The organism is Pseudomonas sp. PARCl1, assembly GCF_947311875.1.
Lineage (GTDB): Bacteria > Pseudomonadota > Gammaproteobacteria > Pseudomonadales > Pseudomonadaceae > Aquipseudomonas > Aquipseudomonas juntendi.
Genome location: NZ_CAMZMX010000072.1, coordinates 1 through 14,285 on the forward strand (window position 1 = coordinate 1; position 14,285 = coordinate 14,285).

At 60.5% G+C, this 14,285-nt stretch carries 9 protein-coding genes and 1 rRNA gene; 6 read left to right on the plus strand and 4 right to left on the minus strand.

Annotation, left to right across the window (positions count from 1 at the left end; genetic code table 11):
• On the minus strand, positions 1–1,526 hold a 1,526-nt coding region (locus tag QME24_RS23785; RefSeq protein ID WP_281691071.1), incomplete at its 3' end, for a retention module-containing protein.
• Positions 1,527–2,482: 956 nt separating this feature from the next.
• Between QME24_RS23785 and QME24_RS23790 the strand changes: the two genes are divergently transcribed.
• A complete protein-coding gene (locus QME24_RS23790; protein ID WP_054906148.1) occupies positions 2,483–4,639 on the plus strand; it encodes a type I secretion system permease/ATPase in 2,157 nt (718 codons plus the stop codon).
• Positions 4,629–6,005, plus strand: coding sequence for an HlyD family type I secretion periplasmic adaptor subunit (locus QME24_RS23795; RefSeq protein WP_009685658.1), 1,377 nt, complete (start codon positions 4,629–4,631; stop codon positions 6,003–6,005). Before QME24_RS23790 ends, QME24_RS23795 begins: the two co-directional genes overlap by 11 nt.
• 100 nt (positions 6,006–6,105) lie before the next feature.
• Here the strand turns inward: QME24_RS23795 and lapD are convergent, their stop codons facing one another.
• Positions 6,106–8,052: a cyclic di-GMP receptor LapD gene (gene lapD / locus QME24_RS23800; protein WP_280091817.1), complete on the minus strand. Its 1,947-nt coding sequence runs from the start codon at positions 8,050–8,052 to the stop codon at positions 6,106–6,108.
• 10 nt (positions 8,053–8,062) lie between these two features.
• Positions 8,063–8,824: a cysteine protease LapG gene (gene lapG, locus QME24_RS23805; protein WP_172828432.1), complete on the minus strand. Its 762-nt coding sequence runs from the start codon at positions 8,822–8,824 to the stop codon at positions 8,063–8,065.
• Between the two features lie 204 nt (positions 8,825–9,028).
• On the opposite strand from lapG, the gene QME24_RS23810 reads away from it, so the two are divergent.
• The 4 genes from QME24_RS23810 (at position 9,029) to QME24_RS23825 (ending at position 13,911) form a co-directional block, all read left to right on the plus strand.
• A complete protein-coding gene (locus QME24_RS23810) occupies positions 9,029–9,718 on the plus strand; it encodes a GntR family transcriptional regulator (protein WP_054906150.1) in 690 nt (229 codons plus the stop codon).
• A 107-nt stretch (positions 9,719–9,825) separates the two neighbouring features.
• Positions 9,826–10,329, plus strand: coding sequence for a sigma-70 family RNA polymerase sigma factor (locus tag QME24_RS23815; RefSeq protein WP_029886245.1), 504 nt, complete (start codon positions 9,826–9,828; stop codon positions 10,327–10,329).
• A gap of 4 nt (positions 10,330–10,333) precedes the next feature.
• The gene (locus tag QME24_RS23820; protein WP_192441382.1) at positions 10,334–11,302 is read left to right on the plus strand and encodes a FecR domain-containing protein; all 969 of its coding nucleotides are present in this window, start codon (positions 10,334–10,336) and stop codon (positions 11,300–11,302) included.
• A 122-nt stretch (positions 11,303–11,424) separates the two neighbouring features.
• Positions 11,425–13,911 (plus strand): TonB-dependent siderophore receptor, encoded by a 2,487-nt coding sequence (locus tag QME24_RS23825; RefSeq protein WP_232893117.1) that lies wholly within the window; start codon positions 11,425–11,427, stop codon positions 13,909–13,911.
• Between the two features lie 97 nt (positions 13,912–14,008).
• On the opposite strand, the gene rrf is transcribed toward QME24_RS23825, so the two are convergent.
• Positions 14,009–14,124: ribosomal RNA gene (gene rrf / locus QME24_RS23830) — 5S ribosomal RNA — on the minus strand.
• Positions 14,125–14,285 lie beyond the last annotated feature (161 nt).

Sequence of the window (14,285 nt, forward strand, 5' to 3'; positions counted from 1 at the left end):
GTCTGAGCAGGGTTGCTCAGGGTCACGGTATAGGTGATCACGCCGCCTTCGGTCACGCTCGGCGATGCAGTGAGGGTTGCGGTGGTGGTGTCGACCGAGTCATTGATCGTGGTCTGAGCCGGAGTCGGGTTCGGGGTCAGTTGCTCGAAGTTACCGCCGGTGGCGTTCTCGATGGTGACGCTGACAGTCGAGCCATTGTTGTAAACGTCGTTGGCCGGCGTCTGGAAATCGACACTGCCCTGGGTCTTGCCGGCTTCAACGGTTACGGTCTGGCCGTTGGACAGGGTCACAGTAACCGGCGTCTGGGCAGGATTGCTCAGGGTCACGGTGTAGGTGATCACACCGCCTTCGGTCACCGACGGGCTCGCGGTCAACGTTGCAGTGGTGGTGTCGACCGAGTCATTGATCGTGGTTTGAGCTGGGGTCGGGTTCGGCGTCAGCTGTTCAAAGTTACCGCCAGTAGCGTTTTCGATGGTGACGCTAATGGTGGAGCCATTGTTGTAAACGTCGTTGGCCGGCGTCTGGAAATCGACACTGCCCTGGGTCTTGCCAGCTTCAACGGTCACAGTCTGGCCGTTGGACAGGGTCACGGTTACCGGCGTCTGAGCAGGGTTGCTCAGGGTCACGGTATAGGTGATCACGCCGCCTTCGGTCACGCTCGGCGAAGCCGTAAGCGTTGCGGTGGTGGTGTCGATGGTATCAGTCACCTGGGTGACCGCCGGCGTTTGCGGCAATGTGACGGTCAGGCCGCCACCGCCAGTACTCCCGGTGACGGTCGTCGAGATCTGCCCGCCATCAATGTAAGGCGTATCGTTTGCCGGTACCTGGACATTGACACTGCCGCTTGCCTGCCCCGCCGGTATGGTGATCACGGCACCATTGGACAGGGTAATCACCAGGTCGGTAGTTGGCGCCTGACCCACGGTGGCGGTATAGACGATGACGCCACCCGCTTCACTGATGGAAGGGGTGGCGCCGAGGACAAGGTCGGTAGCAACGTTGGCGTCGGTGGTCGGTGGGGTCACCAGATTGTTGTTGGTGCCCAGCTGACCGACCTGCACGCTGTTGAGCGCGGCTGCAGAGCTTAAACCCTCGGTTGGGAAACCGACGGTCGGATCAACCCGGCCCGCAGTCTCTTCCAGCATTACGAAGCTATGGCCGCCGCCCGCCGCGCCACCACCACCCGCTGCCGACGGACCAGCAGCGGTAGCTTCAAGCTCGGTAGTCGGGTCGACACCCGCAGCAATCGCCTGCTGCAGCTCTTCTACCGAAGGCGCTGCCTGGGCAGTGGCCTGGGCAAGGTCGGTGCTGCTGTCGGGTGTATCGGCGCTCCACTGGCTGTCACGGCCAAGGTCGAGCAGGCGGCCATCAGCCAGTTCCAGGGTAACTGCGCCACCAGGGCCAGTGAGCACTTCCTCACCGGCCAACAGACGGTCACCTTCAATGAGTACACGCCGGATGCCCTCTGGGGATACCGCGATAACCTGGCCGACAATACTTTTGACGATGGCTACAACGCTGCTCATTGGACTCTCCGTGTGACCCGGTGGGTACTTCCGTGCCAGAGCGGCACTTGCAGGCCACTTCAGGCGGAACTATGTCGATGATCTTTGACGTTTTTTGACGTCAATATTCCGTCTATAACTGTTTGGAATTACTTAACTGCCAAACTATTGACCTTATACAGGCCATCCTAAACAATCGGCAATGTAATGTCACATTGATATTCGTACCTTAGCCAAGCCTATCCGCAGGACAAATGTCGTATGTCAGCGAACCGGTGTTTCGCGCGCAGTACGGTTAACTATTTCCGCGCCACAACGGCCGGTTTCCACTGGATAGGCAGCAACCTGGCGCCATTATTCTGATCGCCTGCAATCACTCGACAACGCTATCGCTTTGCAAGCATAAACCTTGCCGAACTACACCGCGAACCTCGCAAAACCGAGTCGCCAGACAACCACGCAACCTGCTGGCGCCACGCCGTCAGGGGCCATTCCTTGGTGCAAATCAAAGAGATAACGATCGGTGCGAAGTGCTGCGCCAGGAGGGATTGAAACCCAACTGCGATTATTGATCGCGGATGCTTTGGCAGGCTGCTTTTTATAGATGAATTTTGACTAACAACCGACGAGAAAACGCCAATAAAACAGCGCCTGCTTACTGACCATGTCTACACTGGTTTTCCAAGACCACATGCCATGAAAAAAGGGCAAGCTATGCTGAATTCAGGCGTCAAAACCACGACGGGCCAAGTCAGAATATGAAACATTCACTGCACGGCACCCTCTGGTCGAAATGAAGCACGCAGAACTGTTTACTCAGTAACGATTCAAGGCGACCATGGCCATCTGCCCGAGCCCTGCGGTATCACACCGCCATCAGTACTGCCTGGCAGCACCCTAGAATGCCAAGGTGAGCCGGCCGAGCTTGAACGGCAGCCCACCTATCCCACCCACCACAAGGATGAAGAGAGCGCCGCGTGGAATCCGAAGTCAGTCGAGTCCAACTCAGCCACGATCCACGCAGTCAGCATGACGATCCGTTGCTGGATAGTCTGCTGAGCCTGTGTGTCCTGCACCAGAAACCCGCCAGCCGGGTCATGCTGACCACAGGCCTGCCGCTGCCCGCCCAGCGCCTGAGCCCCGAGCTGCTGCCCCGCGCCGCCGCCCGCGCCGGCCTGCAAGGGCGTCTGCTGCAGCGCAAACTTGAGCAGATCCCGACTATAGCCATGCCGGCCATGCTGCTGCTCAAGGAGGGCCGCAGCGCCGTTCTGCTGGGCTGGGAGAACGAAGATACCGCCCGCCTGTTGCTTAGCGAAAGCGACGGCGGCGAGGTGCACGTCAGCCGCGAAGCCCTGCTAGGCGACTACAGCGGCCGTGTGTTCTTCGCACAGCCGCAGCACAAGTTCGACGTCAACCACGGCAACCTGATCCCGCGGGCGAAGTCGTGGTTCCGCGACACGCTGTTGCGCAGCAAGTGGCTGTACATCGATGCCATCGCCGCCAGCCTGGTGATCAACCTGATTGCCCTTGCCGCCCCGCTGTTCGTGATGAACGTGTATGACAGGGTGGTACCCAACCAAGCCACTTCGACGCTCTGGGTATTGGCCATCGGTATCGCCGGCGCCTATATCTTCGACTTGATTCTCAAAGGCCTGCGCGGCCTGTGCCTGGACCTGGCCGGCAAGAAAACCGACCTGATCATCTCGGCAACGCTGTTTGAACGTATTGTCGGCATGTCGATGAAATACCGGCCGGCGAGGGTCGGCAGCTTTGCCCAGAACATTCACGAGTTCCAGGGCCTACGCGACTTCCTTGCCTCGCTGACCCTGACCAGCCTGATCGACCTGCCCTTCACGATCCTGATCCTGATCGTGATCGCCATCATTGGCGGGCACCTCGTATGGATTCCGATCATCGCCTTCCCCCTGGCCCTGGGTATCGGCTATGCCCTGCAGCGGCCGTTGATGGCAACCATGGAGCGAACCATGGCGCTAGCCTCTGAGCGCCAGTCCAGCCTGATCGAGACATTGGCCGGCCTGGATGCGGTCAAGGTCAACAATGCCGAAAGCGAACGCCAATACATGTGGGAGCAGACCCTTGGCACCCTCAGCCGTCTGGAGCTGCGTGTGAAGGTGCTGTCGAGCCTGGCGATGAACATCACCCTGCTGATACAGCAGTTGGCAGGCGTGGCAATGATCTGCGTCGGCGTGTACCTGATCATCGACGGCAACCTCAGCATGGGTGGCCTGGTAGCGTGCTACATGCTCAGCGGCCGTGCCCTGGGCCCGCTGGGCCAGCTCAACGGCCTGCTCGCGCGATACCAGCAAGCCAAGGTGACCATGGTCTCCACGGACCACATGATGGAGCTGCCGCAAGAGCGCAATTTCGAAGAGCGCCCACTGAGCCGCAAGGTACTGCAGGGCAGCGTGGAGTTTCGTGGGGTCGACTTCACCTACCCGAACCAGCAGAACATGGCGCTGAAGAACATCAACCTGACCATACGCCCCGGCGAAAAGGTCGGCATCATCGGCCGCAGTGGTTCGGGCAAGAGTTCACTGGCCAAGCTCATCGTCGGCCTGTACGAGGCCGACGGCGGGTCGCTGCTGGTGGACGGTGTGGACATCCGCCAGATCGACGTCAGCGAATTGCGCCATAACATCGGCTACGTCCCGCAGGATATCCAACTGCTGGCGGGCACCCTGCGTGACAACCTGGTCAGCGGTGCGCGTTACATCGAGGACGAACTGATCCTGCAGGCCGCTGAACTGGCTGGCGTACATGAATTCGCCCGGCTGCACCCGGACGGCTATGAGCTGCAGGTAGGCGAACGCGGGCAGAACCTGTCCGGCGGTCAGCGGCAGAACGTTGCCCTGGGCCGTGCGCTGCTGCTCAACCCGCAGATCCTGCTGCTGGACGAACCCACCAGTGCCATGGACAACACCGGTGAAGAGCGCCTCAAGCAACGTTTGCAGGCGGTGGTGGAAGGCAAGACAGTACTGCTCGTCACCCACCGTGCCTCGCTGCTGTCGCTGGTAGACCGCTTGATCGTGATCGATCGCGGGCAGATTGTCGCCGACGGCCCGAAAGCCGCGGTCATGGACGCGCTGAAGAAGGGGCAGATCAGTGTTGCATAAGCTGGATATCGGGCAGTTCAAGGATAGCTTGCGGCGCTATTTCAAAGGCTCCGAGTCACTGGGCGGCCAACCGCTGCCAGAGGTCAACAAGGCCCTGATCGAGGATGCCCCACGGGTGGTGCGGCTGACTATCTGGGGCGTCATCCTGTTTTTCGTGTTCCTGATCGTGTGGGCCAGCGTGGCCCCCATTGACGAGGTCACCCGGGGTGAAGGCAAGGCCATTCCGTCGTCCAAGGTGCAGAAAATCCAGAACCTGGAGGGTGGCATCGTCGCCGAGATCTTCGCCAAGGAAGGGCAGATTGTCGAAGTGGGCCAGCCGCTATTGCGTCTGGATGAAACCCGCTTCGCCTCCAACGTGGGTGAAACCGAGGCCGACCGACTGGCCATGGCCCTGCGTGTCGAGCGCCTGAGTGCAGAGGTGCAGGACAGCCCACTGAAAATCGACGAAGCCTTGCGCAAGGCGGCACCCAGCCAGGCTGCCAGCGAAGAGTCGCTGTACCAGAGCCGGCGCCAGCAGCTGCAGGACGAGATTGGCGGCTTGCAGCAGCAGTTGGTCCAGCGCCAGCAGGAACTGCGCGAATACAGCTCCAAGCGCGCCCAGTACGCCAACAGCCTGGAGTTGCTGCGAAAGGAAATCAGCATGTCTGAACCGCTGGTGGCCACCGGCGCGATTTCCCAGGTCGAGGTGCTGCGCCTGCGCCGTGCCGAAGTGGAAAACCGTGGTCAGCTGGACTCCACGGCACTGGCCATTCCTCGCGCAGAGGCGGCCATCCGCGAGGTGCAGAGCAAGATCGAAGAGACCCGCGGCAAGTTCCGCAGTGAAGCGCTGACCCAGTTGAACGAAGCGCGCACCGAGCTGAACAAGGCCACCGCAACCAGCAAAGCGCTGGACGACCGGGTAAACCGCACGCTGGTGACCTCGCCCGTGCGAGGTATCGTCAAGCAGCTGCTGGTGAACACCATTGGCGGGGTTATCCAGCCAGGTAGCGACATCATCGAAGTGGTACCGCTGGACGACACGCTGGTGATCGAGGCGAAGATCCTGCCCAAGGACATCGCATTCCTGCACCCTGGCCAGGAAGCCACAGTCAAATTCACAGCCTATGACTACACCATCTATGGCGGGCTCAAGGCCAAGCTGGAGCAGATCGGTGCCGACACCATCACAGATGAAGACAAGAAGACCACGTACTACCTGATCAAGCTGCGCACTGATCGCAGCCACCTGGGCACCGATGAGAAGCCCCTGCTGATCATCCCAGGCATGGTGGCAACGGTGGATATCATGACCGGCAAGAAGACCATCATGAGCTACCTGCTCAAGCCGATCATGAAGGCACGTTCGGAAGCACTGCGCGAGCGCTGATCAAGGGCTGTGAGGGCTAACAGCAAGAGCGGCCTTGCGTCGCGACAGGGGCCGCACTGCGGCCCTTTCACAACACCAGGCTGCTCCCTCCCTGATGCGATCAGCGCCAGGGCGCAGGCTCGCCAACCAGCTGCCCCTGTATTCCGCCTACGCCCATCTCCTGCAGTACCTTTCGCTCCCCTTCGGTCTCGACCCGTTCTGCGATCAATGGCAAATCAATGCTGTGCGCGGCCCGCTGGATCGCTTCGATGAACAGCCGCTTGTGCTGCTCGTGGTCGATGTTACGGATGTAGCTGCCGTCGATCTTGAGGTAGGCCAAGCCCAGATGGGCCAAGTTGCCAATCATGCTGAAGCGCCCGCCGAAACGCTGCAGCGCCAGGCCGAAGCCTAGCCCGTGCAGCCGTCGGGTGAGCTGTTCCAGGGCGGCCTGGTCAGGCAGTTGCTCTTCGCCGATTTCGAACACCAGGCGCGGGCCCAATGCTGCGTTCTGGCCTAGCAGCTCGAAGACCCGCTGCAGCGCCTTGGCGTCGCCAAGGGTGGCTGCGGAGAGGTTGAGCGCCACCACCTGATCGTGCCCGCGCAGGTGGGCCAGTACGTTCTCCAGTACCAGTACGTCCAGCCGCGGCATCCAGCCAAAGCGTTCCAGCCAAGGCAGGAAGCGCCCTGCGGGCAAGGCCTCGCCCTGCCCGTCCTGCAAGCGCGAAATCACCTTGTGGTGCAGTACCCGTTGCGCTGTGGCGGTGTCCACCACCGGTTGGAAGAACAACTCGAAGCGGCCATTGTTGAAAGCCTGGTCCAGGCGCTCGTGCCACGCATGCTGGCTGTCCGCTGCTACGGCGGCAACGCCTTGTTCAAGGCACACCCACCCAGGGGTTGGCTGGTTCTCGGCGCGGGCCAGGGCTTCGTCGGCGAGCTTGAGCAGCGCCTGTGGCGCGTCACCAGGGCTATAGGGTGCAAGGCCGATGCAGGCCACCGGGTGAACATCACTGGCGCCGGTTTCATGCAGGCTGAGCAGGGTCGCTTCCAGCGCCTGGGCAAGCTGTACCGCCTCTTCATGCACCATGCTCGGCGCCAATACGGCGAACTCGCCGCCGCGGCTGCGGGAAATCAGGTCTTTGGTTTCCGGGAAACTGGCACAGGTACGGCGCAACTGCTCCCCCACCGCCTGTAGCAACTGGTCGGTGCGCTGACCGCCCAGGCGGGCGTTCAAACCGGCCAGGCCTTGTACCCGCAAGAGCAGCAAGTAGCCGGCGCGGGCCTCTTCCAGATTACTGACCCGGGTGTTCAGCTGCATCTCGAAATAACGGCGGTTGGACAGCCCGGTGAGGCTGTCCTGGTAGGACTCTGCCCGCAGCCGCTCACTGCGCTCGGCCTGTTCGGTAAACAGCGCCTTGAGCTTTTCAACCATCTGGTTCATGGCCTGCACGACCCGGCGCAGCTCCGGGGTACGCGGCAGCTCTGGCAGGCTCAGGAATTCGCGGCGGGCAATGGCATGGGACTGCTCGACCATATAGTCCAGCGGGCGCAGCTGGCGGCGCAATAACAAGGCACCGAGCACGGCACTGGCGGCACCACACAACAGCAGCCAACCCAAGCTGCCCAGAGCGCTCTGCCAAAGTTTGGCGATGGCGAACATCGGATGGCTGACCACTTCGACGCGCGCGGCCTGCTGCCAGCCGCGGCTGACGATGGCATCGCCACCTGCGGCTTCAAGGCCGATCAAGCGCACGAACCACTGTGGCACGCCGCCGGGGTCCGGCTCGGCGTGGCGCTCCACCAGTACCGCATTTGAGCCCAAGTCGACAACTTTGATGCTTGCGTAGTAACCACTGTCGAAGATTGAGCTGACCATCAGCTCGACCATCGCCGGGTCGTCGATGTTCGGCGTCAGCGACAGCGCCAGCGCGGTCGCCGCATCCTGGGCATGCGAGCGCAGCTGGTTGACATACTGGCTGCGTGAGCTTTCCAGGCTGACCATGAAACTGCCACTGAAGGCGACCACCAGGAACAGGCAAATGGCCAACAGCAATTGTTTGAACAGTGACATCTGTGCTCCTTCAATAGACCGGTTCGGCCGGGAAGCCTTCGGCCTGCATTTTCTTCAGCAAATCCTGCCAGCGGGAAAGCCGCTTGGTATCACCGACCTTTTTGTTGCCTGCGGCCCCCGTCAGCCACAACCCCTCGCCATTGAAGGCATAGACCGGCAACAGGTCGGTTCGTTGGCTGGCAGGTTTGATGGCGTCCATCAGGCTATCGAGGACCAATGGCTGGGCCTGTGGGCTTGAATAATAGGTCAGGACCATGTGCGCTCGGTTCTGCCGCAACGCCTTGACGTAGGTGATACGCAGCTTTTCGCTGGCAATACCCATGCGCCGCAAGCTGAAATACTTGGCTATGGCGTAGTCCTCGCAGTCACCGGCCCCTTTGATGAGTGCCTGCACCGGTGTGGCCCAGTAATCGACCTCCTGCCACAGGTCGATGTCCTCGACATAACGCAGTTGCTGGTTGAAAAAGCGGTTCACCACCTGCAACCGTTCCAGCTCGCTGCCTTGGGCCTGCGTTGCCATCAGGCGCTGCCAGGCGTCGATACGACCCTGCCCCGCGCCCAGCGGGCCATACAAAGCCTGGGACTTGCGGCTGATCTGGGAAAAGTCCCAATCCGCGTGCAAGCCGCCCAGCAGCAGACCGCCCAGCAGCACGGCAAGGAAGGCAGGTCGCACAAGGCGTTTGAGCATCCAGGATATCGCCACTGCGAAGCCCTGTTCAGGCCAGTCGAAAGCAGCGATGGTGGGGCTTGCCAAGGCAAAAGACAATGGCACCCTGCAATCATCCACCCGCTGGTCAGCTTGCACCCTCTTTATGACTATATCCTTTTATAGGCTGCTTCCTTTGGCAGGCGACTTCATCCACCATAGCCGCGCCTTGTGGGGTGCTACTGGCGCTATCGACCGAGTTTGACACCCTGACAGGCAGTTACTAGTGTAATTGGATCCAACTTTAGTCATCGTTAAGGCAGGCTTTACGTGGCCGAGAAACTCAAACTGAGCAATGTGTTGGCCAGCGAGCAACTGTTGCCGCACCAGGCTCGTGGCGTGATCGAAGAACGCCTGCGCAGTGCCATTCTCGACGGTCGCTTGCCCCCTGGCACCGCCGTGCGCCAGCAAGAGCTGGCCAGCTTGTTCGGGGTGAGCCGCATGCCTGTACGCGAAGCCTTGCGCCAGCTGGAAGCGCAATCACTGCTGAAAGTGGAAATGCACAAGGGCGCCGTGGTTGCGCCCTTGATCGGCGAGGACGCGGTAGACACCTACGGGCTGCGCATACTGCTTGAGAGCGAGGCGCTACGCCAGTCCATCCCGTTGCTGGAGCCCAGCGACATCGCCCAGGCACGCGGCTACATCCAGCAGTTGGAGAATGAAACCCGCCACGCTGAAATCGGCCGGCTAAACCGTCTGTTGCACATGGCCTTGTACAGCAAGGCAAAAAACAAGAAGTTGCTACGCCTGATCGAAGACGAGCTCAACGAGGAGGAACGCTTTTTGCGCTTCCACCTCTCCTCCATGGGGCTGGGCAAGCTCACCCAGGATGATCACAACGCATTGGTCAACGCAGCCAGTGACAAGCACGTCGAAGAAGCCATTGCCGTGCTGGAGCGACACCTGAACAGCGGCGCAAGGGTGATCCGCAAATACCTGGATGGCCAACCGCGACACTAGTGTGCGCCCGCCAATGCGCCGCTGGAAAACGCACAGGTTGCAAATTATGGCGCCACCGCCAACAATGAGACTAATTATCATTAATGTCCATTGTTGATACCTCGCACATGCCCAGCGACGACTCCGTGCAAACGCTTTACAGTGACCACCACGGCTGGCTGCATGCCTGGCTGCGCAGCCAGCTGGGCAACGCCGCTGATGCTGCCGACCTGGCCCAGGACACCTTCGTTCGCCTGTTACAGCGCCGTGAGCAACTGCACTTGAACACGCCACGTGCGTTTCTGCGCAAAGTTGCACGCGGGCTGGTGATCGATCATTGGCGTCGCGAGGAGCTACACAAGGCGTACCTCGAGGCCTTGTCCCATCTGCCAGAAGCATTGGCGCCTGCGGCTGAAACCCGCGAACTGTTGCTGGAGTTGCTGGAGCGCATCGCGCGCATGCTCGATGGCCTGAAACCCAAAGTGCGCCGGGCTTTCCTGCTCGCCCAGTGCGAGGGGCTGAAGCACCAGGTCATCGCTGACCAGATGGGTATCTCCGTGCGTACCGTGGAGCGCTACATCGCCGATGCGCTCTACCACTGCTACGTGCTGCGCTATCAGGATGAATGCTGACGCCATGGCTGCTGCACAACCCGGAACACAAGCGGTCAAGCAGGCCATTCACTGGATGTTGAGGCTGCGCGAGAACGGGCATGATGCCGCCCTGCAACAGCAATGCGTGCAGTGGCGCGCGGCCCGCCAAGAGCATGAGCAAGCCTGGCAACGGGTGATGCAGATGCACCAGGATCTCGACCTGCGCGGCATTCCCGGTGCCGGTTTGGCCTTGCAGACCCTTGAAACCAGCCAGCGTCGGCTGCACCGTCGCCAGGCGCTGAAACTGCTGGGTGGCACGGCCATGGTCGGCGCAGCGGCATGGCTGGGCCGAGACCTGGATGGGCTCAGCTACTGGACCGCCGACTACGCCACGAGCATGGGTGAACGCCGCAGCTTCACGCTGCCAGATGGCACCCTGATGCAACTCAATACAGACAGTGCCGTGGACCTGGCCTTCGACGAGCAGCAGCGACTGGTTCGCCTGAAGCAGGGGGAAATGATGATTACCTGCGGCCAGGCAACCACGGCGCAGCGCCCCCTGCTGGTACAAAGCCGCGATGCCTTGCTTGAAGGGTTTGCCGGGCACTTCGTGGTACGCCAGGACAGCGACTGTACGCACGTCAGCGTCGGCACTGGCAGGGTAGCGATTCACCAGCCTGGTACCGGCCCGCTGCAGTGGATCGAAAGCGGCCAGAACTGGCGCCTGGACGCACAGGGTGCGCAGCGTCTGCAGCACGTGGACATGGACGCAATGGCCTGGAGCGAGGGGCTGATCGTTACCCGGGACATGCGCCTGGCGGACTTCCTCGCGCAGGTCAGCCGCTATCGCCGTGGTTACCTGGGTTGCAGCGAAGCGGTTGCCGGCTTGCGCCTCTCAGGGGTCTTCCGCCTTGAAGACCCGGAGCTTTTGCTGCAGCTACTCCCCCAGACGCTGCCAGTGAGGCTGCGCCAACGCACACGCTGGTGGGTACGCGTGGAAAGCCTGGCTTGAGCAGGCGGCACATGCAGGTGTGGCCGTAGGGCGGTGCCAGGTATTTTGGCGGGTTTTGAATGGCAGTCCGGCTAGGACAGTAAGCAACACCTTCCGCCCTCAACAGCCCTACGGACTTGAACATGTCTAACGACACCGTGCACGTATGCACACTCAACGCGAATGATTTTCGACCTGTCTTGCACTCAGCATTGTTACGCAATGCAGTGCGGGCAGCTGCACTTGGCACGGCCCTGGGCCTGAGTACTATTCCACTGGCCGCCATGGCGGCGGAAACAGCCCAGGTCAGCCAGCACTATTCCATACCTGCAGGCCAGCTGGACGATGTGCTCAGCCAGTTCGCCCGCCAAGCCGGCATCACACTGTCGAGCACGCCGCAGCTCACCAACGGTTTGCAGTCCAGTGGCCTCAATGGGCAATACGCCACCGAACAGGCTCTGCGCCAACTCCTCAATGGCAGTGGTTTGCGCGCTGTCAGCCAAGGGGGGCACAGCTACGTGTTGCAAGCGCAGCCGCTGGGCGCAGCGTTGTCGTTACCAGACACCGACGTCCGCGGTTTCAGCCTGGGTAATGCGCTGGGTAGCACCGAGGGCTATAACGCGACCCACAGCCAAGTGGCGACCAAGACCAGCATGCCGCTTGTGGAAACATCGCAATCGGTATCTGTGGTGACCCGCCAGCAGATCGACGACCAAGGGTCACAGACCGTCGCCCAGGCCATGCGCTATACGCCCGGGGTGCTAACCAACCCCTACGGTGCCACGCACCGCTATGACTATGTGGCGATGCGCGGCTTCAACGACGGCTCGGTAGACAACATCTACGTCGACGGGCTCAAATCCATGGGCGACAACGGCACCTATAGCACCATGCAGGTGGACCCGTATTTCCTGGAGCGCATCGACATCCTCAAGGGGCCGTCCTCGGTTCTGTACGGCCGCAGCTCACCAGGTGGGTTGGTCGCGTTGACCACCAAGAAACCGCTGTTTTCCGCCTACCATCAGGTACAAGCTACGGTCGGCACCCAGGGCCAGCGCGGCATGGGCTTCGATTTCAGCGGCCCAGTGGATGAAGACCAGCGTATCGCCTATCGCCTGACGGGCCTGGCGGATGCCTCTGATACGCAGTTCGACCACAACAAGGAAGAACGCTACGCCATTGCTCCCGCGATCAGCGTGGACTTCAGCGAAGATACTTCGCTGACCTTGCAGGCCTATCTGCAGCACGACCCCAACGGCGGCTACCACGGCGGTAACCCGGCAGACGGCATGCTGCACCCGCGTAATGGTTTGCGCCTTTCCGATCACTTCTTTGAAGGCGAAACGGGTATCGACAGCTACGAACGCACGCAACAGTCGTTCAGCTATCAGTTCGAGCACCGCTTCAATGACATCTTCACCGCTCGGCAGAACTTCCGTTACCAGGATTCCGATGTGTCGATGGACCAGGTTTATTCCGCCGGTTGGGCAGATGCCGAAAGCAATATCCTGAACCGCGCCTACACCGGCGGCGACGAGCGGCTGCATTCGTACATCATCGATAACATGCTGCAGGCAGAATTCTTCACCGGCGCCGCCAAGCACACCCTGCTAATGGGCACGGACTACCAGCGACGCAAAGCTGACGTTGAATGGCGTTACGGTACCGTAAACCCGTTGGACGCCGGCAACCCGCAGTACGGTAATGGCAACCTGCAGCTGCTGGGAGAAAACCGCTATCAGCGCCGTTTGCAGCAAACGGGGGTATACCTACAGGATCTGGTGGAGCTTGATCAGTGGCGCTTTTCCCTGGGGCTGCGTCAGGACTGGGTGAAGGTGTCCGAACAGAACCGTGACAGTGATACCAAGGTGAATGACCAACGCTCTAAGTTCACAACGCGTGCCGGCGTGCTTTACCTGTTCGAAAATGGCATTGCGCCCTATGTCAGTTACTCGGAGTCATTCAACCCGAATACCGTCTCCGATCAGGATGGCCGGCCTCTGGCACCTACCGAGGGTACGCAGTGGGAGGCGGGCATCAAGTATCAACCCAGCGGCAGCGACAATTTGTTCACCGCGTCGGTATTCCGCATCGAGCAAGAGAACCTGGCGTCGAAACAACCGAACGAAGACTTCTATCGCGCCGTAGGTCAAGTGCGCTCGCAGGGCCTGGAGCTGGAGGCACATGTGCAGCTCAGCGACAGCCTGAAGCTGCTGGGTGGCTACACCTTTACCGATATCGAGTATTCCAAGTCGATGCCGAGCCTGGTGTCGGGCAACCTGGACAACAAGGGCAACTCGCCGACTCAGGCGCCAAAGCAGATGCTCTCGCTATGGGCTGACTACAACTTCCACCAAGGGGCCCTGGATGGCCTGCGGCTGGGCGGCGGCGTGCGTTATGTGGGCTACAGCTGGGTGGATGCGGAAAACAGCATGAAGGTGCCCTCCTACACGCTGTTCGATGCTTCCGTGGGCTATGACCTGGGCAAGGTCGGCCTGACCGGTGTAGATGTGCGCCTGAACGCCAATAACCTCACCAATGAAAGCTACATCACTTCATGTGCCAGCCTGAACTACTGCTACATGGGTGAAGAGCGCAATGTGAGTGCAACACTGAGTTATCAGTTCTAGGCAAATGGCCAGGGCTGTTTGGCACTTTCACCGCAGCCCCTGTACCTGAAAAGACAAAGCCCCTGTCTGCATTGCAGACAGGGGCTTTGGGTTTGAATCTTGACGATGACCTACTCTCACATAGGGAAACCCCACACTACCATCGGCGATGCATCGTTTCACTGCTGAGTTCGGGATGGGATCAGGTGGTTCCAATGCTCTATGGTCGTCAAGAAATTCTGTGTGCTGGCCCGTCACTGGAACGTGCCTGCGAATCTCTGTAGTTCCTACTTAAAGACAAAACCCCTACCTGCATGCGCAGATAGGGGTTTTGCGAAATGAATCTTGACGATGACCTACTCTCACATGGGGAAACCCCACACTACCATCGGCGA

Excerpts from the sequence above, each read along its gene's own strand:
- lapD (WP_280091817.1), bottom strand. The coding sequence starts at position 8,052 with ATGTCACTGTTCAAACAATTGCTGTTGGCCATTTGCCTGTTCCTGGTG.
- QME24_RS23815 (WP_029886245.1), top strand. The coding sequence starts at position 9,826 with ATGCCCAGCGACGACTCCGTGCAAACGCTTTACAGTGACCACCACGGC.
- QME24_RS23820 (WP_192441382.1), top strand. The coding sequence starts at position 10,334 with ATGGCTGCTGCACAACCCGGAACACAAGCGGTCAAGCAGGCCATTCAC.
- QME24_RS23825 (WP_232893117.1), top strand. The coding sequence starts at position 11,425 with ATGTCTAACGACACCGTGCACGTATGCACACTCAACGCGAATGATTTT.